Source organism: Pontixanthobacter aquaemixtae, from assembly GCF_009827395.1.
In the GTDB taxonomy this organism is placed as follows: Bacteria; Pseudomonadota; Alphaproteobacteria; order Sphingomonadales; family Sphingomonadaceae; genus Pontixanthobacter; species Pontixanthobacter aquaemixtae.
On the sequence record NZ_WTYX01000001.1, the window covers coordinates 1,377,694 to 1,398,704 of the forward strand.

General features: G+C 57.8%; 22 protein-coding genes. 7 read left to right on the plus strand and 15 right to left on the minus strand.

Features of this window, described 5'->3' with window-relative positions:
- Positions 1–12: 12 nt before the first annotated feature.
- The 4 genes from dnaN to GRI41_RS06615 all read right to left on the minus strand — a co-directional run bounded on the left by dnaN (position 13) and on the right by GRI41_RS06615 (position 3,865).
- A complete protein-coding gene (gene dnaN / locus GRI41_RS06600) occupies positions 13–1,140 on the minus strand; it encodes a DNA polymerase III subunit beta (protein ID WP_160603936.1) in 1,128 nt (375 codons plus the stop codon).
- Positions 1,141–1,297: 157 nt separating this feature from the next.
- Positions 1,298–2,050, minus strand: a complete 753-nt coding sequence (gene fabG, locus GRI41_RS06605) for a 3-oxoacyl-ACP reductase FabG (RefSeq protein WP_160603937.1) — start codon at positions 2,048–2,050, stop codon at positions 1,298–1,300.
- Positions 2,050–2,988: an ACP S-malonyltransferase gene (fabD, locus tag GRI41_RS06610; RefSeq protein ID WP_160603938.1), complete on the minus strand. Its 939-nt coding sequence runs from the start codon at positions 2,986–2,988 to the stop codon at positions 2,050–2,052. Before fabD ends, fabG begins: the two co-directional genes overlap by 1 nt.
- A 52-nt stretch (positions 2,989–3,040) precedes the next feature.
- Complete coding sequence (locus tag GRI41_RS06615) at positions 3,041–3,865, minus strand: LD-carboxypeptidase (RefSeq protein WP_160603939.1); 825 nt, start codon at positions 3,863–3,865, stop codon at positions 3,041–3,043.
- A gap of 53 nt (positions 3,866–3,918) precedes the next feature.
- On the opposite strand from GRI41_RS06615, the gene GRI41_RS06620 reads away from it, so the two are divergent.
- Complete coding sequence (locus GRI41_RS06620) at positions 3,919–5,343, plus strand: glutamate ligase domain-containing protein (RefSeq protein ID WP_160603940.1); 1,425 nt, start codon at positions 3,919–3,921, stop codon at positions 5,341–5,343.
- Here GRI41_RS06620 and GRI41_RS06625 read toward each other — a convergent pair.
- From GRI41_RS06625 to GRI41_RS06635, 3 genes are all read right to left on the minus strand, one after another.
- On the minus strand, positions 5,340–6,005 hold the full coding sequence (locus GRI41_RS06625; RefSeq protein ID WP_160603941.1) for a glutathione S-transferase family protein: 666 nt from the start codon (positions 6,003–6,005) through the stop codon (positions 5,340–5,342). The two genes, GRI41_RS06620 and GRI41_RS06625, sit on opposite strands and share 4 nt — an antisense overlap.
- The gene (locus tag GRI41_RS06630) at positions 6,005–6,967 is read right to left on the minus strand and encodes a DUF808 domain-containing protein (protein WP_160603942.1); all 963 of its coding nucleotides are present in this window, start codon (positions 6,965–6,967) and stop codon (positions 6,005–6,007) included. The genes GRI41_RS06625 and GRI41_RS06630 overlap by 1 nt, the downstream gene beginning before the upstream one ends.
- 100 nt (positions 6,968–7,067) lie before the next feature.
- Positions 7,068–8,207, minus strand: coding sequence for a patatin-like phospholipase family protein (locus tag GRI41_RS06635; RefSeq protein ID WP_160603943.1), 1,140 nt, complete (start codon positions 8,205–8,207; stop codon positions 7,068–7,070).
- Positions 8,208–8,495: 288 nt separating this feature from the next.
- Here GRI41_RS06635 and rpsF point away from each other — a divergent pair, with 288 nt between their 5' ends.
- The 5 genes from rpsF to GRI41_RS06660 all read left to right on the plus strand — a co-directional run bounded on the left by rpsF (position 8,496) and on the right by GRI41_RS06660 (position 12,522).
- Positions 8,496–8,861: a 30S ribosomal protein S6 gene (gene rpsF, locus GRI41_RS06640; RefSeq protein ID WP_160603944.1), complete on the plus strand. Its 366-nt coding sequence runs from the start codon at positions 8,496–8,498 to the stop codon at positions 8,859–8,861.
- On the plus strand, positions 8,861–9,085 hold the full coding sequence (gene rpsR / locus GRI41_RS06645) for a 30S ribosomal protein S18 (protein ID WP_160603945.1): 225 nt from the start codon (positions 8,861–8,863) through the stop codon (positions 9,083–9,085). Before rpsF ends, rpsR begins: the two co-directional genes overlap by 1 nt.
- A gap of 11 nt (positions 9,086–9,096) precedes the next feature.
- Positions 9,097–9,786: a 50S ribosomal protein L9 gene (gene rplI, locus GRI41_RS06650; protein WP_160603946.1), complete on the plus strand. Its 690-nt coding sequence runs from the start codon at positions 9,097–9,099 to the stop codon at positions 9,784–9,786.
- A 137-nt stretch (positions 9,787–9,923) separates the two neighbouring features.
- Positions 9,924–11,363 carry an AMP nucleosidase gene (locus GRI41_RS06655; RefSeq protein ID WP_160603947.1) on the plus strand — a complete coding sequence of 480 codons (1,440 nt, stop codon included), beginning with the start codon at positions 9,924–9,926 and terminating at the stop codon, positions 11,361–11,363.
- A gap of 70 nt (positions 11,364–11,433) precedes the next feature.
- Positions 11,434–12,522: an FG-GAP repeat domain-containing protein gene (locus GRI41_RS06660; RefSeq protein ID WP_160603948.1), complete on the plus strand. Its 1,089-nt coding sequence runs from the start codon at positions 11,434–11,436 to the stop codon at positions 12,520–12,522.
- On the opposite strand, the gene rimK is transcribed toward GRI41_RS06660, so the two are convergent.
- From rimK to GRI41_RS06700, 8 genes are all read right to left on the minus strand, one after another.
- Complete coding sequence (gene rimK / locus GRI41_RS06665; protein WP_160603949.1) at positions 12,519–13,424, minus strand: 30S ribosomal protein S6--L-glutamate ligase; 906 nt, start codon at positions 13,422–13,424, stop codon at positions 12,519–12,521. The genes GRI41_RS06660 and rimK overlap by 4 nt on opposite strands.
- Before the next feature lie 10 nt (positions 13,425–13,434).
- Positions 13,435–13,899 (minus strand): ATP-dependent zinc protease family protein, encoded by a 465-nt coding sequence (locus GRI41_RS06670; RefSeq protein WP_160603950.1) that lies wholly within the window; start codon positions 13,897–13,899, stop codon positions 13,435–13,437.
- Positions 13,896–14,861 carry a beta-propeller fold lactonase family protein gene (locus GRI41_RS06675; protein WP_328600524.1) on the minus strand — a complete coding sequence of 322 codons (966 nt, stop codon included), beginning with the start codon at positions 14,859–14,861 and terminating at the stop codon, positions 13,896–13,898. The genes GRI41_RS06670 and GRI41_RS06675 overlap by 4 nt, the downstream gene beginning before the upstream one ends.
- Positions 14,862–14,911: 50 nt before the next feature.
- Complete coding sequence (locus GRI41_RS06680; protein ID WP_160603952.1) at positions 14,912–16,786, minus strand: M2 family metallopeptidase; 1,875 nt, start codon at positions 16,784–16,786, stop codon at positions 14,912–14,914.
- A gap of 80 nt (positions 16,787–16,866) precedes the next feature.
- Complete coding sequence (locus tag GRI41_RS06685; protein WP_160603953.1) at positions 16,867–17,397, minus strand: hypothetical protein; 531 nt, start codon at positions 17,395–17,397, stop codon at positions 16,867–16,869.
- Between the two features lie 11 nt (positions 17,398–17,408).
- Positions 17,409–18,164: an alpha/beta fold hydrolase gene (locus GRI41_RS06690; protein ID WP_328600525.1), complete on the minus strand. Its 756-nt coding sequence runs from the start codon at positions 18,162–18,164 to the stop codon at positions 17,409–17,411.
- On the minus strand, positions 18,161–18,811 hold the full coding sequence (locus GRI41_RS06695; protein WP_160603954.1) for a 2-hydroxychromene-2-carboxylate isomerase: 651 nt from the start codon (positions 18,809–18,811) through the stop codon (positions 18,161–18,163). Before GRI41_RS06695 ends, GRI41_RS06690 begins: the two co-directional genes overlap by 4 nt.
- 32 nt (positions 18,812–18,843) lie before the next feature.
- Positions 18,844–19,869 (minus strand): aspartate-semialdehyde dehydrogenase, encoded by a 1,026-nt coding sequence (locus GRI41_RS06700; protein ID WP_160603955.1) that lies wholly within the window; start codon positions 19,867–19,869, stop codon positions 18,844–18,846.
- A 263-nt stretch (positions 19,870–20,132) separates the two neighbouring features.
- Between GRI41_RS06700 and GRI41_RS06705 the strand changes: the two genes are divergently transcribed.
- Positions 20,133–20,999, plus strand: coding sequence for an alpha/beta fold hydrolase (locus tag GRI41_RS06705; RefSeq protein WP_160603956.1), 867 nt, complete (start codon positions 20,133–20,135; stop codon positions 20,997–20,999).
- The last annotated feature ends 12 nt before the right edge of the window (positions 21,000–21,011 follow it).

The following is a 21,011-nucleotide window of genomic DNA, read 5'->3' on the forward strand; positions in this document are numbered from 1 at the left end:
CCGACCCGCGTGTTAGACGCGCATGGGCATCAGCACATAGAGCGCCGGGCTCTTGTCATCCTTGCGGATCAGAGTTGGCGCACCCGCATCGGCGAGATGCAGTTCCACCTCGTCACTGTCGATCTGGCTGAGAATATCTTTGAGATAGTTGGCATTGAAGCCGATCTCGAACCCGTCAGAGCCATATTGCGCGGCGACTTCTTCGGTCGCGGTGCCATTGTCAGGGCTGGTCACCGACAAAATAACCTTGTCGGTTTCGAGGCCCATCTTAACCGCGCGGGTTTTCTCGGTGGCGATAGTCGCAACACGGTCAACACCGGCAAAGAAGCTGGTCGGATCGATTTTCAGCAGCTTGTCATTCCCCGTCGGAATGACGCGGGTGTAATCGGGGAATGTTCCGTCGATCAGTTTCGATGTAAGAACAACACCGCCTTCGCCGCCCAGCGTGAAGCGGATCTTGCTGGCTGACAGGTCAATCTGGACATTCCCGTCAAGCGCTTCTTCGAGCAGCTTGCGCAATTCCGCCACCGCTTTGCGCGGGACAATCACATCGGGCATGCCCTCCGCGCCATCCGGCTGATCGATGGTAAATCGCGCAAGACGGTGTCCGTCTGTTGCCGCTGCTTTCAGCACCGGCTTGTCTTCATCCGATACGTGGAAGAAAATGCCGTTGAGGTAGTAGCGGGTTTCCTCGGTTGAAATCGCAAAACGCGTGCGGTCGATCAACTCGGCAAGCAATTTCGCGGGCAGTTCAAAGCTTGTCGGCAAATCACCTTCGACAATCACCGGGAAGTCATCGCGTGGCAGCGTAGGCAGCGAGAAGCGACTGCGGCCTGCCTTGATCGCCATCCGGTTGTCGGCGGCTTCCAGGCTGACCTGGCTTCCCTCGGGCAGCTTGCGCGCAATATCGAACAACAGATGGGCCGAGACGGTAATCGAGCCCGCCGTATCCACCGATGCGGCCGACATGTTCTCGATCACTTGCAGGTCAAGGTCGGTCGCCATGACTTTCACGGCCCCGCCCTCTTCGGCTTCGATCAGCACGTTCGACAGGATCGGAATGGTGTTGCGGCGTTCGACCACAGATTGCACGTGGGACAAACAGCGCAGCAGTGTAGCGCGTTCGATTGTGGCCTTCATCGCGTATCAATTCCCTTTTGCGCGCGGGTGGCCGGAATCGCCAGCCTGCGCCGGTAAAGTCACAAATATCCTTAGCGTTGAGCGCCTTTGGGGCAAGGCTGCACCCTGCGATAAGGGGGATGTTTGGCCGATTCCTTGGGGATAAACGGCCAAATCACTAGCCCAGCATGGCCATGCCGCCATTCACGTGCAGTGTTTGACCCGTCATGTAGCCTGCTTCGTTAGAGGCGAGATAGGCGACAGCCGCACCGATATCCTCACCCTCGCCCATCCGGCCCATCGGTATCTTGGCGTTGAGCGCTTCTTTTTGCGCATCGGGCAATTCATCGGTCATGGCGGTGCGGATGAAGCCTGGCGAGATACAATTCACCGTAATCCCGCGCGACGCGAGTTCCTGAGCCAGGCTTTTGGACATGCCGACCAGGCCCGCTTTCGCCGCAGCATAATTCATCTGCCCGGGATTGCCCGTGCTTCCCACCACGCTGGTGATGTTGATGATCCGGCCATGGCGCGCTTTCATCATCGGGCGGGCGCTGGCCCGCATCAGACGAAAGGCAGCCTCGAGGTTGACTTTCATCACCTGATCCCACTCTTCGTCCTTCATCCGCATCGCGAGGTTGTCGCGGGTGATGCCGGCATTGTTGACCAGAATGTCCATCTTGCCCAGCGTATCGACCGTTGCGGGAACCAATTGCTCCACACTGTCGCCATCGGACAGATTGCAGGTGATCTCCACATGATCGCCGCCAATTTCGTCATTCAGCTGCTCGCGAAAGACGCGCAGCTTGTCTCCGTTGGACCCCGACAAGGCCAGCCGTGCGCCTTGCGCGGCCAGCGCGTAGGCAATTGCAGAGCCGATGCCCCCGCTCGCGCCCGTTACCAATGCGGTTTTTCCGGTGAGGTCGAACATCAGCCAATTTCCTTTGCAAGTTCTTCAATCTGTTCCATCGTGACAATGCTGGAAACCTGCGCTTCCTTGTCGATCCGGCCAATCATCGGGCCCAGCACTTTTCCGCCCAGCTCGACGAAATGCTGCGTACCGGCCGCGCGCATGGCCAGCACGCTTTCGCGCCAGCGAACGCGGCCCGTAACCTGCTCTACCAACAGATCGCGTTCTTCTGCCGGATCATCGACCAGTGCCGCGGTAACGTTGGCGTAAATGGGCAGAGACATGCTCCCCGGCGATGTTTCAGCCAAAGCTTCCGCCATGGCGTCTGCGGCGGGCTGCATCAGCGAGCAGTGAAACGGCGCTGAAACGGGCAGCGGAACGCCGCGCTTGATCCCGTGGTCTTTCACCAGACCGACAGCGCGTTCGATTGCGCCCGAATGGCCTGACAATACAACCTGTGTCGGGTCGTTATCATTGGCCAGTTCGCACACTTCACCCTCTGCCGCAGCTTCTGCCAGCGCGAGCGCCTTTTCGACATCAGCACCAAGCAGCGCGCACATTGCGCCGACACCTACCGGAACGGCGGCCTGCATCGCTTCACCGCGCAGTTTCAACAGGCGCGCCGTGTCAGCTAGCGTGAACGAACCTGCGGCACACAAAGCGGTATATTCGCCGAGCGAATGCCCCGCGACACAGCTGCCAACATCGCTCAACACAATGCCGAAATCTTGTTCCAGCACCCGCAAGGTCGCAATAGCATTGGCCATAATTGCCGGCTGCGCATTGGCGGTCAGCGTCAATTCTTCCGCGGGCCCGTCGCGCATGATTGTCGACAAATTTTGCGACAGCGCATCATCGACTTCTTCAAACACAGCGCGCGCAGCTTTGCTGGCATCGGCCAGCTCTGCGCCCATTCCGACTTTTTGGCTCCCTTGCCCCGGGAAAACAAAAGCTCTCATTCAAACCTCCTGCTGCGCGCATTTATCGATAGCCCGCTTTGTGAGCAGCGAACTATGCGCCAGTGACGCTTCCCGCAAGCCCGAAGGGCACGATTGTGTTGGCTGCATCATGGCCGATATCGGCGAAGCCAAGATAGGGAATTCCCGATTTCCCGCACCAGTAGCGGGCGATTTCTTCCGGGTTCGAACCGAACGGACGATCATTTTCCGGAACATCGGAAATCCGGCCCAGTTTGATCCCAGCGACACCCGCAAGATGCTGGGAAATATGAAAAAACAGCCGGTCAACTGCGTATAGATGCTCGGAAACTTCTTCCACCATTACCACATGCCCGGTGAGATCGGGCATCAAGTCGGTTCCGACCAGCATTGCCAAAGTTGTCAGGTTGAAAGCCACATGCGGCTGCCCGCCCAGCGTGGGTTCCAATCCGACCCCGCCGCCTTTCAGCCAATCCAGACTGCGCCCGACGGCCTTTTCACCGCCATCGCGCTTGATATCGCCCACCATCGGACCGTGAACCGGCCTGCCAATGCCCGCGCGGTACAAGGCTGCAAGCAAGTAACCGGTGTCCGAATAGCCAAGAAATGTCTTGGTCTTGGCCGCATCTTTCATGCCGGCAATCGCACCGGCGGCAATTCTGTTGGCGCCGTACCCACCCATCGCGAACCAGACCGCGTCGAATTCCGGATCATTTGCACAATCGAGAAAAGCGCCAAGCCGTGTGGCGTCATCTCCGGCAAAATGGCCATGCCGGGCAAAGCACTGCTCATGGAAATGAAGCTCTATATCAGGATCATCCGCCACCATATCGCGAACGGCATCGGCCCGCTCCAGCTCCAGACGTTTTCCCGGCGCGCATATTGCAACTTTCACCATTGCTACCGTTTGCCCGCTTGCAAGCTCTCGCACAACTGCATACCGCACCGCGCATGAGCGAATTCCCCACTTACGAAGAGCTTTTGGCCCGTCCCTTCTTTTTCTGCGGCATTGGCGGATCGGGTATGTTGCCTCTCGCGCAGATCCTGAAGGGCCGCGGCGCAAGCGTGGCCGGATCGGATCGCAGCAGAGACCAAGGCCGGACACCGGAAAAATTTGCCGCGCTGGAAAGCCAGGGATTCGCGCTTCACCCGCAGGATGGCAGCGGAATGGTGTCTGCCGACCAGATATTGGTCGCCTCTGCAGCGGTGGAAGATACCGTCCCCGAAGTGGTCCGCGCGAACGAGCTTGGCTGTTTGCGGATGAGCCGCGCGGAATTGCTGTCGATCCTGTTCAATACCTCGGGCGCGGGCATTGCGATTGGCGGTACCAGCGGAAAATCGACGGTCACCGGTATGCTCGGCTGGATCATGCACGCGGCGGGCAATGATCCGACGATCATGAACGGTGCGGTGATGAAGAACTTCGTCACAGAGGACCGCCCTTTCGCCAGCGCCATCGTAGGCGGTCCCGGTGCATTTGTTAGCGAAGTCGACGAAAGCGACGGTTCGATCGCGCTCTATCGCCCTGCAGTCGGCGTGCTGCTCAATGTCAGCCTCGACCATAAGAGTATGGAAGAGCTGCGCGTTTTGTTTGGCGATTTCCTTGCGCGAAGCGGAGTAGCCGTGATTAACGCCGACAATGCAGAAGCATTGGCGCTTCTCCCGCGCGCCAAAGAAGCGATCACGTTTGGGATCGATCAGGAAAAGACACAAATCGGTATTGTTCCGGGCAGCATCGCCGATGGCCCCGTAAGGCAGGCCGCGACGGTGATCGACCGGCATGACGGCAGCGAGCATCCGCTGGTTCTGGGTTTGCCCGGCAGACACAATCTTTCGAACGCGCTTGCGGCGATTGCAGGCGCCGTTGCGGCAGGTGTGCCGGTTGCCAAGGCAGTTGCCGCCATCGCTGAATTTGCCGGCCTGGCACGCCGTTTCGATATTATCGGAACCAGCGAGAGCGGCATAACGGTGATCGATGATTTCGGCCACAATCCGGAAAAATGCGCTGCGACTTTGCGCACTCTCAAAACCCACGAAGGCCGCGTAATCGCATTCTTTCAGCCGCACGGATATGGCCCGCTGCGCCAGATGGGGCACGAACTCGCCGAAACCTTCGCGCATGAACTTGGTCCCGATGACATCACGATCATGTGCGATCCGGTCTATTTTGGCGGGACAGTCGACCGCAGCCTGGGCAGCGAGCGAATTGTCGACCTGATCAAGGATGAAGGCGGATTGGCCGATCACGTCCCCAGCCGCGAGGATTGCGGCAAGCTGATCCAGTCAATCGCCAAACCGGGCGACCGCGTGGTGATAATGGGCGCGCGCGATGATACGCTGACCAAATTTGCCAAGGAATTGCTGACCGCGCTCTAACCCACCGCCGAATGTACGCCGACTGCCTCTGCACCGGCCTTTTCGAGCAACATCGCCTTCTGAAACCCGTCACGCCGCATCAGCGTTTCAAGATAGTCAGCCAATCGCGGGGTGATATATTCCGCCAAACCGATACGGTTTGCCAGATAGAGAGCATAGCCGACGCAGATATCGGCGACGGTGAAGCGGCTCCTACACAAGAATTCGCGATCGCTCAGCCGCTGCTCAACTTTGATCAATCGCTTGCCAAACCACTTGCCATAGGCAATCCCGGCTTCCTCGAACCCCTTGTCTTTTTCGAACTTCGCAAAGCGCAAATAGACCGTCTGCGGAAATGTGATGGTCGCATCCGCGTGATAGGTGAAATCGAGATACTCGGCCCAATCCGGCTCATCTGCGCTGACCACCAGCGATGGCGCAGCACCTTTAACCGCCAGATAGTGGGCGATTGCACAGCTTTCGGTCATGCGAGTGTCCCCGTCAACCAAAAGGGGAATTGTCCCCAGCGGATTTTCCTCGAGATATTCGGGTTTCAGGAAACGCGGCGGGAAAGGCAGCATGTGCAAATCAAGCTCTACCCCGGCTTCGCAAGCTGCCCATGTCGCACGTAACCCGCGCGAGCCCTGAGAGGTGAAAAGTGTGGGCCGCCAGCTAGCCGTCATCAATGCGCTTCCGCATCGCCCGGGCCGTGTCCCATCTTGAACACTTTGTGCAGCACAAGAACGATGATCCACCCAACAATCAGCGCGACCAGCGCCGACAAGCCTGCGAAAGTCAGCCAACCCAGAAAACCGCCAAACGGCCCCGTTGCGCCTTCGACAGCCGCCTCAATTCCATGTGTCAGATCATACAGTCCGTGAATGCCCAATTCGTGCGTGCCATGCAGCAAGATCCCGCCGCCGACCCACAGCATCGCGATCGTCCCGATAAAGGAAAGCGTGACCAGCAGTTTGGGCATGGCTGCGACCAGTCCGCGGCCGAGCGCTTGGGCAAACTCACCGGGCCGTTTGGTCAGAGACAAGCCCACATCATCCATCTTCACGATCAGCGCCACTGTCCCGTACACCGCGACGGTCACTGCAATTGCGACCACTGCCAGAGCCAGGCCGCGCTGCCACCATTCGGTGAGATCGGTCAGTTCATTTAGCGTTATCGCCATAATTTCGGCAGAGAGGATCAGATCGGTCCGGATGGCCCCCGAAATCCGTTCCTTCTCGAACTTGGCCGGATCGTCGATGACATCCTCAACCGTCTTGCCGTGCTTTTCGCCGCCAAGCTTTTCCAGAACTTTCTCTGCGCCTTCATAGCTGAGATAGGCCCCGCCCAGCATCAAGATGAAGATGATCGCACTGGGCAAAAACTCGCTGAGCAATATCGCACCCGGCAGCAATATCAGCAGCTTGTTCTTGAAACTTCCCTTGGTGATCGACCAGATAATAGGCAATTCGCGCGCGGGAGACAGGCCGGTGACGTAAGACGGTGTTACCGCCGCGTCGTCTATCACCACACCGGCGGTCTTCGACCCTGCGCGTCCCGCAGCAGCGGCAATATCATCCACCGAAGCGGCCGCGGTTCGCGCAATGATTGAAACGTCGTCTAAAAGGGCAACCAATCCGCCTGGCACGTGCAGTATCTCCGCTGAATGATAGTCAGGCCAGGTCCCTAACCATCATTCAGCGGTTTGGCGAGGGCCGCATTGACGGCTACCCACCACTACCAGAAGCCTAGGCAAACAGGGATGCAAGCCAGGATTTCGTGTTAGTGGGGCTGTTGACCTCGATTGGCGCGGCCAGGGGATCAGGATTGTTCCAATAATCATACACCGCGTCGACAATCACATCCCAGGCATCGGTTTGGACAAAGTCCGCAACCGCCTCTTCCAGAACGGCCACATCTTGCCAATTATCGAGAGCGTAGTCGTGCTCCAGTTCCAGATTTGCGCGGATATAGCGGTCACCTAGCATCCGTTTCGCGTGCTGTTCGCACGATGTGGCAGACGCGCTCAGCGCCGCCTCGATCAATGGCGTTGCGGGCACAGAATTCTTGCGCGACATGGGCCTCAGCCATTCTAGCACGCCCCACCGGCCCGGATTTCCAACCTCTTTGGGCCGGATACCGCAAGGCGCTTTGCCGGTGCCTATGGAAAGCAGGCGGATATCCGCGACATCGGCGCGGAAATGCTCCGCCGCATAAGAAATGGCCGATGCTGACGGGTTGTTGGCGAACATGCCGCCGCCGGCAAAATGGCCCCATTGGTTGTTTTGCGGCAATGCGGGTGCATGCGGCGGGAAATAGGTCGGCGTTGCCCCAGAACACATCGCCGCATCGACCATCAGCATTTCAGCAAATGGATCCTGGCGGCCGCTACCGATCGAGACTGGGGTCCATTGCTTTTCATCCGCAGACCATAGCTGCAGAGCGTTGACCACGACCTGCGCAGACGATCTAGGCACTTCGCAGAGCTTCGCCGCGCCAAAAATTGCGCCAAGCGTGCTGCGCAGATTTTCGGGTTTGTATTTGGCGCGAAAGACCGATTCATTGGAACCGCTGGCCGCCGCCGCTTCGGCCCTAACCGTGACTGCATCGTGCAGTTTGCGGTCTTCTGCATTAAGCGTATCAGAAATATCGGGACCGGCCGCGGCCTCTTCAAAAATCGCTTCGCCATCGTGGCGATAAAGATCGATGATCGTTTCGAGCGGAACATCATCTGCCAACGCCAATGCCAGCGACGCGCCCGACGCGGTTCCGGCGAACAGGTCTGTCGATTTGACCAGATCCCCTTTCGGATCGAGCTCATTCAGCAACAGCGCGGACACCAAGCCACGCATTCCCCCGCCATCAAAAGCAATAATTTTATACGCCATGATCCAGTAAAATCCCGCATTTGCAGTAATGAACGAGGATCAATTTACTGATTCGGGAAAATTGTTATTGTATTGAACGGACAAACAGGTTTGAATTTGTTAACCAATTCGCCGTTTTGCCCGATCCGCAATGCGGCAAAGAAACCGTTTTCCCGCCTTGCAATCCTGCCAAATCCCGCTATTAGCGCACCTTCCCTTTTTCGAAGGGGAAACTGAAGAAAGCCGGAGGGGCCCCGCAATTGTGCGGATCAGCCAGCGATCGGCATTACAATGTGAAGGAACGAGAGCATGGCTCATTACGAGCATGTATTTCTCGCGCGTCAGGATCTGAGCCAGTCTCAGGTGGACGCGCTGGCCGCATCGGCCACAGAAATTATCGAACAGAATGACGGCAAAGTCACCAAGACCGAAACTTGGGGCCTGAAAAATCTTGCCTACAAGATTGACCGTAACCGCAAAGCGCATTTCGTGATGCTCAACATCGAGGGCCCCGGCTCCGTTGTTGCAGAACTCGAACGCCAGACCCGCATCAACGAAGACGTGATCCGTTACATGACGATCCGTATGGACGAGCCGGAAGAAGGCCCGTCGGTAATGATGCGCAAAAATGACCGCGACAAGAAGCGCCGGTCCGACCGTGAGGAGCGCAGCTAATGGCACGTCCTTTCTTCCGCCGCCGCAAAACTTGCCCGTTCTCGGGTAAGAATGCCCCAAAGATCGACTATAAAGACGTACGTCTGCTGCAGGGCTTCATGTCCGAACGCGGCAAGATCGTTCCTAGCCGGATCACCGCAGTATCCGCCAAGAAGCAGCGCGAGCTGGCCAAGGCAATCAAGCGCGCACGCCATATCGGCCTGCTGCCCTACCTCGTGAAGTAAGGAGAAGATCGATGGATATTATTCTCCTCGAACGTGTTGAGAAGCTTGGCACAATCGGTGACGTGGTAACCGTGAAAGACGGTTATGCGCGCAACTATCTGCTGCCAAACAAGAAAGCCCTTCGCGCCAATGATGCGAACAAGGCTGTTTTCGAAGCCAATCGCGAACGTCTTGAAAAAGAAAACGCTGAAAAGCGTACCGACGCAGAAAAAGCCGGTGAGAAGGTTGATGGTACAGAGATCGTTCTGATCCGTGCGTCGTCCAACTCGGGCCAGCTCTACGGTTCGGTAACCGTTCGCGACATCTTCAACGGCTTGGCCGAAAAAGGCCATGACGTGGACAAGAAATCGATCATTCTTGGCCATCCGATCAAGACCATCGGCATGTTCGATGTGATGGTTCGCCTGCACCCGGAAGTCGAAGTCACTGTGAAAGCCAACGTGGCCCGCAGCGACGACGAAGCTGAGCTGCAAAGCCAGGGTGTCGACGTTCTCGCGCAGATGTTCGAAGACGAACAGCGGGAAATCGAAGAAGCGGCGGCTGCCAATGCACCGGCCCGCGACCCGAGCCTGGAGCCTGGTGAAATCCCGGCCGAACTGTTCGAAGACGGCGCTGCTCCTGAAGCAGATGCTGCTGAAGAAGCCCCTGCCGCTGAAGAGGCACCGGCTGAAGAAGCTGCCGAAGAGAAATCTGAAGACTAATCTCCGGCTTCGGCACAACAAAAAAGAGGCGCGGCTCCTTCGGGACCCGCGCCTTTTTTGTAACAGCCTCCATCCCGGCCGTCGCGGGGATGAGGAGAGACTTTGAATTGAAACAAAAAACACGCTAACTGCCCGAGATGAAATCAATCGAAACAATCATTGGCGATCTGGATCGCCTGTATAATGCCTCTGTCGAGCACCTGCGCAACGATGTGATGGCTTTTGGCCGAGATGGCTCCCTCCCCTCGAAAACCCGCCGCACCGATGGCAGCTATGCCTATCCCGAACTGGTCATGCGGTTCAAAGGGGGCACCCAGCCCGAAGACCGCAGCCGCGCTTTCGGGCGGCTCAATGAACCGGGAACCTACGCGACAACGGTCACCCGCCCGGCAATGTTTGCAGAATATCTGCGCGACCAGCTTGAGCTGATCGGCAGCGATTATGATGTCGAGCTCGAAGCGCGCACCTCAACGCAGGAAATCCCCTTTCCCTATGTGCTCGATGGTGATGTCGCTGCGGAACTGGCCGGCATCAGCCCGCAAGAAATCGCACGCCATTTCCCCTCGACCGAATTGGCCGATATCGGCGATGAACTCGCCGACGGGATAGAGATCGATGACAGCGGGGAGTCGATCCCGCTCTCGCTGTTTGACGGGCTGCGGACCGACTTCTCGCTCGCGCGGCTTGCGCATTATACGGGGACAGACACCAAGCATTTCCAACGCTTCATCCTGTTCACCAATTATCACCGCTATGTCGATGAATTCGTTGACTGGGCGGGCGAACAATTGGGCAGCAACGGTTATCGCGCGCTCGCCGGTGCAGGCGGGCTGTATCTTGAACAATCGACCAAGAATGCCAGCCGCCAATTGTCAGACACCGCATGGCGCAAGCACCAGATGCCGGCCTATCACCTGATCAGCGAGGGCGGCTGCGGGATTACTCTGGTCAATATCGGGGTTGGCCCGTCCAACGCCAAGACCATTTGCGATCACCTTGCGGTTCTTCGCCCAGAGGCCTGGCTGATGATCGGGCACTGCGGAGGTTTGCGGCCTTCGCAGAAAATCGGCGATTATGTTCTTGCCCACGCATATTTGCGCGATGATCATGTGCTCGATCCGGTGCTGCCTCCTGAAATCCCTCTCCCCGCGATTGCGGAGGTCCAACAAGCCTTGGCGGGCGCAGCGGAAGAAGTCAGCGGCACCCACGGCGCGGACCTCAAGAAGCGGATGCGCACCGGTACGGTCGTGACCACCGACGACCGCAACTGGGAATTGCGCTATACCAGCAGCGCCAAACGGCTCTCGCTCAGCCGCGCGGTTGGCATCGATATGGAAAGCGCGACGATTGCCGCGCAGGGATACCGCTTCCGCGTACCCTATGGCACGCTTCTTTGCGTCAGCGACAAGCCGCTTCACGGCGAAATCAAGCTGCCCGGCCAAGCCAACAAGTTCTACGAAGAGGCAATCAGCGCCCACCTGAAAATCGGTGTGACGGCCTGCAAACGCCTTCACGAAGAAGGCAACCGGCTGCACTCACGCAAATTGCGCGCCTTCAACGAGCCGCCGTTCAGGTAGGATCAATCAAAGCCCGCCAATCTTCGAGGATTGCTAGCTAATGGAATTACCTTGAGGGAGCGTGGCAATAGTGAAGAAACAACTGATTACAGTTCTCGCCGTCTTTGCGTCGCCGTCCTGCTCAAGTGCCCAGCCTACCCTTGATACCGCATCAGGCACATCTTTCGCTGTGGGTGAGCGGCCGAGGGCAATCACTACTGCCGATTTCAACGGCGATGGCAGGATCGATATTGCCGTGGCCAATGCCGATAGTGATTCCGTCTCGATTCTTCTCCAACAAGAGGATGGCGCATTTTCGCGCGTTGATTACCCAGCCGGGAACGAACCTGCAGACATCGCCGATGCAGACATAGACGGTGATGGATCAGTCGATCTCGTGGTGGCAAATCACGAAACTTCCAGCGTAACTATAATTATCAATTCAGGAGACGGAAGCTTTACAGAGGCGGAACGATCACCTTTCAACATGGCGGCTCGACCGCACTTGCACAGTGTCGCCGTCGCAGATTTCAACGACGACGGCTTCATTGACATTGCCTCGGATAGTTCTGATAGCGACAGCATTTCAGTGATGTTTGGCAAGTCAAATGGCTTTGAACCATCAATCCAAGCCAACGTCGGCGAGTTTCCCTATTATCGGCTGGGAATTCTCCCGTCCGAAACCGGTACACGCGTGCTCGTACCTAGCCCTAGAGCAAACCGGGTTAGCCAACTTGACCTTTCCTCCGGATTAGCGCTTGCGGTGATCGGTGATGCGCGAGGCGCGGTTATGGCCCGCAGTGCCAATCTCGATAATGATGGCGTAGCAGATGTAGTGGCGATAATGGGCGATGGCGTAGTAATGTGGTCGCAGGTCGATGGCCGGTTTTCAAAACTGGAGTCCACGCCCGTTGCATTCGACGATGCAACAGAATTGGCAACGGGCGATCTTGATGGGGACGGCAGAGACGAAATCATTGTCGGGCTTTGGGGAAGCGACCAGATACAAATTCTCTCTCACGACGGTAAAAGGCTGGGTAAAATACAGGCTTGCTTCCGTCCAGCAGCACTTGAAATCGCCGACCTTAATGGCGACCAAAAGGGGGAAGTCATCGCTGGTTGCTGGAACGGATCAAATATATTGATATTTGACGGTTCAACAATACTGCCGGCTAGTTAGCCCTTACCCTTCGTCTTTGTCTTTCCCGGCTTTGCATTTGCGGCGATGAAGTCGATGATCATCCCGGCGACATCCTTGCCCGTCGCATTTTCGATACCTTCCAGTCCGGGCGACGAGTTCACTTCCATAATCACCGGTCCGTGATTGCTGCGGAGCAGATCCACGCCGCACACATTCAGGCCCATATGTTTTGCCGCGCGGACCGCGGTTGAGCGTTCTTCGGGGGTGATTTTGATCAGCTGCGCGGTGCCGCCACGGTGCAAATTGCTGCGGAATTCGCCCTCTGCCCCCTGTCGTTTCATCGCCGCGACGACTTTGCCGCCTACCACCAGACAGCGGATATCCGCGCCGCCGGCTTCCTTGATGAATTCTTGGACCAGAATGTTCACATTGGCGCCGCGGAATGCCTCGATAATCGACGCACCGCCTTTCAGCGTTTCCGCCAGCACGACACCGATACCCTGCGTCCCCTCAAGCAACTTGATGACCACCGGCGGGCCATTGACCGCTTTGATGATCTCTTCCGCCTGTTTCGGGTCATTGGCATAGGCTGTCAGCGGCAGGCCGAGCCCGTATTTGGCCAGGATCTGCATGCTCCGCAGCTTGTCCCGGCTGCGGCCGATTGCGACGCTTTCATTGAGCGGCCACACGCCGCTCATTTCAAACTGCCTGAGAACCGCGAGGCCATAATTGGTGATCGACGCGCCGATGCGCGGGATTACCGCATCGTAACCCGTCAAGGTCTCTCCATTATAGGTGACCGTCGGGCGGTGGCTGGCGATATTTACCGTGCACCGCAAAGTGTTGAGAATATTGAGCGAATGGCCGCGCGCTTCCGCCGCCTCTACCAATCGCTTGTGCGAATAGAGGTTCGGATTGCGAGCCAGCATGGCGATCTTCATCGAATTGTCCTTACGGCTTGTGGCCTTTAATTGCTTTCATTTCGGGCGTCTGGAGCCACGAATAGCCGGAGTCTACGACAAAACGGCGACGCAATGTCGAGCGTCCGACCAAAATCGGAAATTTCATATCGCTGCGGTCGGCGAGGCTGATTTCGACGCGGAATTCCTGATCGCCGATCTGCATCGGTGTTTTGATCACATAGCGCCGCTGCGTCTTTCCGTTGGAACTGGTAATCCCGCGTATATCAACATGAACCGCTTCGCAGATCAATGGTTCCGCCTGATCGGGAAAGTCGACCGCGAAACGGACATATTTCTGCCCGTCGCGCTCCAGCTCCTCGATCACTTTGCCATGGAGCGAGGAAGTTCGCGCGCCGGTGTCGATCTTGGCGGGGATGCCGCTAAGGCCGAGTTCGGGCAAATGCACAAGCTCGCGCCAGCCGACAACGGGCAGATCTTTACGCCGGCCGGTCAATTGAGGATCGCCATTCCGTCACCGCCCTTGCCCGTTGCGAGCCGGCGTGTGACTTTACCCGATGCATAGTCGACTTCGGCGACCGTATCGGTGCCTGTCTCCGCGACATAGATGCGCTTGCCGTCATCAGACCACAGGATTGTAACCTGCAGGCGTTTCTCGGCTTCCTCCGCGTTTGACACGGCAATCGATCGCAGGACCTTGGCGGTAGCCAGATCGATCACGGTCAGCCCGCCATCGGCAAGGTCGGAGGTGACCGCAACGTCGCCTTGCGGCCGGATCGCGAGCCGGAGCGGGAAGCGGCCGGTTTTGACTTCATTGCGAACATCGAGCGTTTGCGGATCGAGTTCAATCGCAGTGTCGGACCCGCGTGCCGATACCCACAGCGCCTTTCCGTCAGGCGATAGCGAGATTCCCTCCGGCTCTACCCCCACCGCAACCGAACGCGGCGCGCGGCGGGTCTTGAGATCGACCAGCGTGACAGTCTTCGATCCTAGGTCGGTGGTCCACGCATGATTGCCATTGGGGGCAATCGCCAGCATGTGCGATCCTTCTTTGCCGGTGGAATATTCGAAAACCTCTGCGCTTTCGCCAACAGGGCCGCGAATCCAGAAGACCGATTTGCGCCCCTCTGCGGTTGCATATAGATCGCCATTGCCGTGCCACACTATGCCGTGAGGGCGAGCATTGTCGCCCAGATCGATGCTTTTCACGCGCGAAAGGTCCGCTGTCGCGAAAATATCGATCGTCGTCCCGCCATAACAGGCAAGCGCGACATGCGCCCCGTCCGGCGATGTCGCCAATTCGTGCGGATTAGCGCAGCTTTCGACGCGCTTGACCTCTTCGCCGGAGCCAAGATTGATCTTGGACAGCGTATTGCCGCGCTTATTGGCAACAAACAGCGCCTGTCCGGCCTGTCCGTGCGACATTGCCGCACTGTCATTTCCTTCGACATCGCTCACAGGTGCGCAAGCCGCCGAAAGGAACAGCGGCAACGCCGCCAAACCGGCTTTTACCATCCTTGTGGTTTCCCTTTATTCTGCTCGTCGAGCCATTCTTTGAGCGGGGCGAAATATTCGAGCATGGCCTTGCCGCTCATCTGGCGTTCGCCGGTAAAGGCTTCCAGCGCGTCGGGCCAAGGCTGGCTCGATCCCATCGCGAGCATTTCGTTCAGGCTCTTGCCGACTTCTTCATTGCCATAGAAGGAACAGCGGTGCAGCGGCCCTTCCCAGCCGACTTTGTCGCAAGCCGCCTTGTAAAACTGGAACTGCAGCAACCGCGCAAGGAAATAGCGGGTGTAGGATACATTGCCCGGCACGTGGTATTTCGCACCCGGGTCAAAGCCATCCGCATCGCGCTGCGTCGGCGGTGTAATACCTTGGTACTCAAGCCGCAGCTTGTTCCAATCATTGTTGTATTCTTCGGGAGTGGTTGATCCGTCAAAAATACCCCAGCGATAACGGTCCATCAGCAGGCCGAAGGGCAGGAACGCGGCCTTGTCCATCGCCTGACGCAGCAACAGGCCGATGTCCTTGTCCGCGCTGGGCACGTCTTCGCGATCGAGCATATCGATCTGCACCAGATATTCGGGCGTGATCGACAACGCGATCATATCGCCGATTGCTTCGTGGAAACCGTCATTGGCGCTGTCGCGATAGAGGAAATCCTGCACCCCGTAAGCGCGTTGATAGTAGTTATGACCCAGCTCGTGGTGGATTGTCACAAAGTCGTCTGCGTTCTTCTTGATGCACATCTTGATCCGCAGATCATCGCTGTTTTCGATGTCCCACGCCGATGCATGGCACACCACCTCGCGATCGCGTGGCTTCACAAATTGGGAACGCCGATAGAAACTTTCCGGAAGCGCCTCGAAACCGAGCGAGGAGAAGAATTTCTCGCCCACGCGGACCATATCGACTTCGCTCAGGCCCTTTTCCTCGATCAGTGCAGTCAGATCATATCCGATATCGCCGGCGCCCTCGGGCGCGACCAGCGGATAGATATTGCCCCATTCCTGCGCCCACATATTGCCGAGCAAATCCGCGCGGATCGGGCCGGTCGCGGGCTGTACTTCGTCGCCATAATGCTCGTTCAGCTTGCCGCGCACATAGGTGTGCAGCGCCATGTAAAGCGGTTTGACCTCCTGCCACATCCGCTCTGTCTCGGCGGCGAATTGATCGGCGCTCATGTCATATTTGGAACGCTGCATCGCGCCGAAATCGGCATAGCCCAATTCGCGCGCACCGGCATTGGTCAGCTCGGCCAGACGGACATAATCGTCCTTCATCGGTGCGCCGACATTGCTGTGCCAGCTGGACCACATTTCAGAAAGTTCTTCGGGCGTGCGTTCAAGATTGCCCATCTCTGCCTCGATGTCAGAGCCGGAGATCTCTTCACCATTCAGCGTGCCTTTGCCCTGCCCGTAGGCCGCGTTGAGCGACGTTGCGAGCTCGGCCGCCTCTGCGGCAGCGCCTTCAGTCGTTGGCGCTGGCAACACGAGAGCAACGCGCAGAATGTCGAGCTTGCGCGCCACATCAGGGTCAAGGCCGTCAAGCGCGGCAAACTTGGCGGCTGCCAACCCCTTTGCGACCGATGTTTCGGCGGCAATCGCGCCAAAATAGGCATTCAGCGCATTGGTATCGTCGGTGATATAGGTCGAATTGATCCATGCGGCCCGGCCGCCCAGAACCCACATCTTCTCCATCTCGGCTTCGGTTTTGGCGACAAAGGCGGCCGCACCTTCAGCGGTCAGCGGGTGGCCATCGACCATTTCGACCGCGCCTTCCGCGGCCTCTCCGGCGGCATGATGATCGGCATATGCCGGCGCGGCAAGCGATATGGCGAGCGCAGACACAGCGGTTTTGAGTGCAGCAGGTGCGAATTTCATGGTGGCAAATCCTCTCAGGAAAGACCGGCGACCCGCCGGCTTTATTCATGACAGGAGTTTGGACCCGAATAGCGGCTTTATCAAGCCTCGCTCTGCAGGCCGCGCCGCTGTTTCCATTCCAACGCCAAGGCCAGCAAAACGCCCAGAAAGCTGACCATAAAGGCGATCATTTTCGGCGGCCGCACGGTTGCCGCAAAACCGGCCAGTTCATCGGACCCTGCATTCGCGCTTGCCTGGATGAATTGCGCGATCGTCTCGCCATAGTCGGTGAGCAGGAACACCGCCCCGGCAATGGCAATCACAGTGCCAAGATGCCGCAGGAAACCCGTTCCAGCCGCGCGGTAATAAAGCCCGCCCAATGTCGCGCCGATGCCATAAATGCCGATAAAGACCAGATCGCCGATCATCGAATAGCGCGCCTGCTCCATCACCCCGGCTTCCGTCCACGCGGCGTGGATCGCGTTGACTGTCGCGGCGTCGCCTGCGGCCTGATGGTCCGCGATGCCGCCCGGCACCTCTGTAATGCCCAGAGGCAGGCTCATCGCGATTACGATTGCAAAGGCGATCAGGCCGCCGATCCACCACATGAGAAATGTCTTACGTTGAACCATCTTACCCCCCATTACCCCCCAAAAAATTCGACCAGCGCATCGCCCAATGCGCCTTCGGTTACCGAACTCATATGCGTTCCCGGAATCTCGCGGTAGCGGCCATCGGGCAAAACCCGCGCCAGTTCCTTCGCCGAACCGTTATCAAAATCCTTGTCCCCGCAAATCAGCGCGGTTGGCATGGTGATACGCGCCAGATCTGCCTGCTTCACATCTTCCACCGCGCCCAGCAGCAGCCGCGCTGCTTCGCGGTCGATATTCATCGTCTTCATGAAACTCTTGGCCATGAAAGCCGGATCGCCGCGTTTGATCTCGTCAAAACGGTCAATCGCATCGATGAAAAAGGCGGATCGCCGCGCCCAACCGGCCAGCCCCTCCAGCCCCATCCCGCACAGCGCCAGCCGCCGCGGCTCGAGGCCTTCGATCACCCCCTTGGCAACGGTGCGCGCGCCCAAAGAGAATCCGGCCAGATCATAGTCTTCCAGATCAAGATGCCCGACCAGTGCCGCCAGATCCTTGCTGAGCACGCCATGCGGATAATCCAGCGCATTGTGCGACATGCTGCTGTGCCCATGCGCGCGCAGATCGGGCATGATCACTTCAAAACCGGCAGCGGCCAGCTTTTGCGCATGGCCGAATTTGATCCAGTTCATTTCGGCACTGGAAAACAACCCGTGGAGGAGGATGATGGGGCGCCCCCCGCCCATGCGGTGCACAGCCAATTCGGTACCATCGAAAGACGGCACATGCTCTGTCGAAAAACTGCTCACCGTTCCGCCAGCCCCTTCTCGTTCATGCGCCACAGCACCATTTCGATCCGGTCCTGTCCGAAGAAGGGCTCTCCATCGAAAACCAAGGTCGGAACGCCCCAATGGCCGGCAGCCTCAAGCGCTTCCTGATTGGCCGCAATTTCTGCATCCAGCCGCTCCGCATCGGACGTGACTTCGGCTTCGAGTTCGGCGAAATCGAGCCCCGCACGCTCCGCCGCACCCGCCAGATGGTCGCCTTCATGCCAATTGTCGGTTTTGCCATCCCAGATCAGCTTTGACACTTCATCCGCGAATTTCAGACCGTTCCCGCGCCGGGCCGCCGCCTGCCCCATCCGCACAATCCGGTAAATATAGGGCTGCTCGGCGGGGATCGTCATCGTCGCGATCTCCTGGACCACCGGGTCCGGGCGCGGCCAGCGATACGGAATATCCAATTGCTGCGCGACCCGCGCCGCATCCATGAAGATGTACCGGCCTGCGGCTCTATTGCCCTCGGCAAAAAACTCCGGCTGCCGGATCGCCAGAGGATAAACCGGACGCAAATTGATCGCGACGTCGAAAATCTCGGTGAGAGCCCGATACCGCCCGATCGCGAGATAGCTATAGGGAGAGCGGAATGAAAAATAGAGGTCTGCTTGAAGTGTCATGCCGCCTGTTTTGCAGCAAGACAGCCCAAAGGTCACCCCTTCTTCAGATGCTTGCGCCCCAGCAATTCGGCAATCTGCACTGCATTGAGCGCCGCGCCTTTGCGAAGATTATCCGACACGCACCATAGCGAAAGGCCGTTTTCGACAGTCGGGTCTTCGCGGACACGGCTTATATAGGTGGCGCTGTCGCCGGCGCATTCGACGGGCGTGACATAGCCGCCATCCTCACGCTTATCGACCAGCATCAGGCCCGGCGCCTCACGCAAAATCTCTTGCGCTTCCTTCGCGGAAATTTCCTTCTCGAATTCGATATTCACCGCTTCGGAGTGGCCGACGAAAACGGGCACGCGCACACAGGTCGCGTTGAGTTTGATTTTCGGGTCGAGAATCTTCTTCGTTTCGGCGACCATTTTCCATTCTTCCTTGGTCGATCCATCGTCGAGGAAGACATCAATATGCGGAATGACGTTGAACGCGATCTGCTTGGTGAAAGTCGCAGGCTCGGGCTTGTCGCCAACGAAGATCGCCCGGCTTTGTTCGAACAATTCGTCCATGCCCGATTTGCCCGCGCCCGATACCGATTGATAAGTCGCCACCACGACGCGCTTGATCGTTGCGGCATCGTGGAGCGGCTTTAGCGCGACCATCAACTGCGCAGTGGAGCAATTGGGATTGGCGATGATATTGCGCTTGGCATAGCCATCAATCGCATCGGGGTTAACCTCTGGCACGATCAACGGAACATCGGGGTCCATCCGGTAAAGCGAACTGTTATCGATCACCACACAGCCAGCCGCCGCAGCTTTGGGCGCATATTCCTTGGCCGGGCCGCTACCCGCCGCGAACAAAGCAATGTCCCAGCCGTTCCAGTCGAAATGCTCGATATTCTTGCATTTGAGCATTTTGCCGGTTTCGCCAAATTCGACCTCGCTGCCTTGCGAGCGCGAGCTGGCAACAGCGGCGACTTCCTCAATCGGAAATTCGCGCTCTGCAAGGATTGCCATCACTTCGCGGCCAACATTCCCTGTCGCACCGACAACCGCCACTCGATAACCCAAAACCATTCTCCTGAATCGCGAAACCCGCGCATCAATTATGTCGCCCCTCTAGCAGCAATTGCCAGCGGCGAAAGCAAGCAAAGCTATGCATAAGGTTAGGAACTTAGGGGAAGGCGCCGATGTGGGGGAATTTTCCTGTGATCAAACGGCAGCGAGAGATTTTACATAGTTTACAATTTATAAGGCATGTTTACCTATCGGATCGAAACGTAAAATCTGACCCGCAAAAGCGGGCAATGTGGCTTTGAGGACGGGTTGCGCGCGTGACAATTTCGATTGAAAACTGGCGCGTGGACGCCAGACATTTCGCGTTTGAAGACACGCGAATTGCCTATTGGACGAAGGGGGATCGCAGACCGCTTTTGCTGATCCACGGCTTTCCCACGTCATCTTGGGACTGGGCCCCCATTTGGAAGGCGCTGGCGCAAAGCCATCGCCTGATCGCAGCCGATTTGATCGGCTTCGGCCTGTCGGACAAGCCGCGCGCGGACTATTCGATCGGGCGGCAATGCGACATGCTGCTGGCGCTGCTCGACCATCTGGAAATCGATGAATTCGACATTCTGGCGCATGATTACGGGGCATCGGTGGCGCAGGAACTGCTCGCCCGGCAAAAAGATGGCGCCGGAGCCGCGGGACTTTCAAAGATCGTATTTCTGAACGGCGGCATGTTCGCTCGATATCAACGGACCCGGCCGATTATGCGGTTGGCGAGGTCCCCTCTCGGCTTCCTGGTCAGCAAGACTTTAAACCGCAAGAGCTTCGGCAAGCACTTTTCCTCAATCTTCGGAACGGACAGCAAACCGGGCGAGGATCGGCTCGATATTTTCTGGTCGCTGTTTACCGAACAGGACGGAAACCGGATCATTCACCGGCTCGCCCACTATATCCAGGATCGCCATATATCCGAGGAACGTTGGGATGGCGCGTTGAAAGATGCACAGGACCGTATCGGCCTGATCAATGGCGCAGCCGATCCGATTGCCGGCGAACACTGCCACCGCCGCTGGGTCAAGCAACTGCCCCACGCCAAAGAACATCTGTTACCCGGCGTGGGCCATTATCCGCATGTGGAGGCACCGGCCGAAGTGGCATCGATGGCTCTCAATTGGTTGCGTCAGTCCGGCTAGTCTGAAGCCCCT

Excerpts from the sequence above, each read along its gene's own strand:
- dnaN (WP_160603936.1), bottom strand. The coding sequence starts at position 1,140 with ATGAAGGCCACAATCGAACGCGCTACACTGCTGCGCTGTTTGTCCCAC.
- fabG (WP_160603937.1), bottom strand. The coding sequence starts at position 2,050 with ATGTTCGACCTCACCGGAAAAACCGCATTGGTAACGGGCGCGAGCGGG.
- fabD (WP_160603938.1), bottom strand. The coding sequence starts at position 2,988 with ATGAGAGCTTTTGTTTTCCCGGGGCAAGGGAGCCAAAAAGTCGGAATG.
- GRI41_RS06615 (WP_160603939.1), bottom strand. The coding sequence starts at position 3,865 with ATGGTGAAAGTTGCAATATGCGCGCCGGGAAAACGTCTGGAGCTGGAG.
- GRI41_RS06620 (WP_160603940.1), top strand. The coding sequence starts at position 3,919 with ATGAGCGAATTCCCCACTTACGAAGAGCTTTTGGCCCGTCCCTTCTTT.
- GRI41_RS06625 (WP_160603941.1), bottom strand. The coding sequence starts at position 6,005 with ATGACGGCTAGCTGGCGGCCCACACTTTTCACCTCTCAGGGCTCGCGC.
- GRI41_RS06635 (WP_160603943.1), bottom strand. The coding sequence starts at position 8,207 with ATGGCGTATAAAATTATTGCTTTTGATGGCGGGGGAATGCGTGGCTTG.
- rpsF (WP_160603944.1), top strand. The coding sequence starts at position 8,496 with ATGGCTCATTACGAGCATGTATTTCTCGCGCGTCAGGATCTGAGCCAG.
- rpsR (WP_160603945.1), top strand. The coding sequence starts at position 8,861 with ATGGCACGTCCTTTCTTCCGCCGCCGCAAAACTTGCCCGTTCTCGGGT.
- rplI (WP_160603946.1), top strand. The coding sequence starts at position 9,097 with ATGGATATTATTCTCCTCGAACGTGTTGAGAAGCTTGGCACAATCGGT.
- GRI41_RS06655 (WP_160603947.1), top strand. The coding sequence starts at position 9,924 with ATGAAATCAATCGAAACAATCATTGGCGATCTGGATCGCCTGTATAAT.
- rimK (WP_160603949.1), bottom strand. The coding sequence starts at position 13,424 with ATGAAGATCGCCATGCTGGCTCGCAATCCGAACCTCTATTCGCACAAG.
- GRI41_RS06680 (WP_160603952.1), bottom strand. The coding sequence starts at position 16,786 with ATGAAATTCGCACCTGCTGCACTCAAAACCGCTGTGTCTGCGCTCGCC.
- GRI41_RS06685 (WP_160603953.1), bottom strand. The coding sequence starts at position 17,397 with ATGGTTCAACGTAAGACATTTCTCATGTGGTGGATCGGCGGCCTGATC.
- GRI41_RS06695 (WP_160603954.1), bottom strand. The coding sequence starts at position 18,811 with ATGACACTTCAAGCAGACCTCTATTTTTCATTCCGCTCTCCCTATAGC.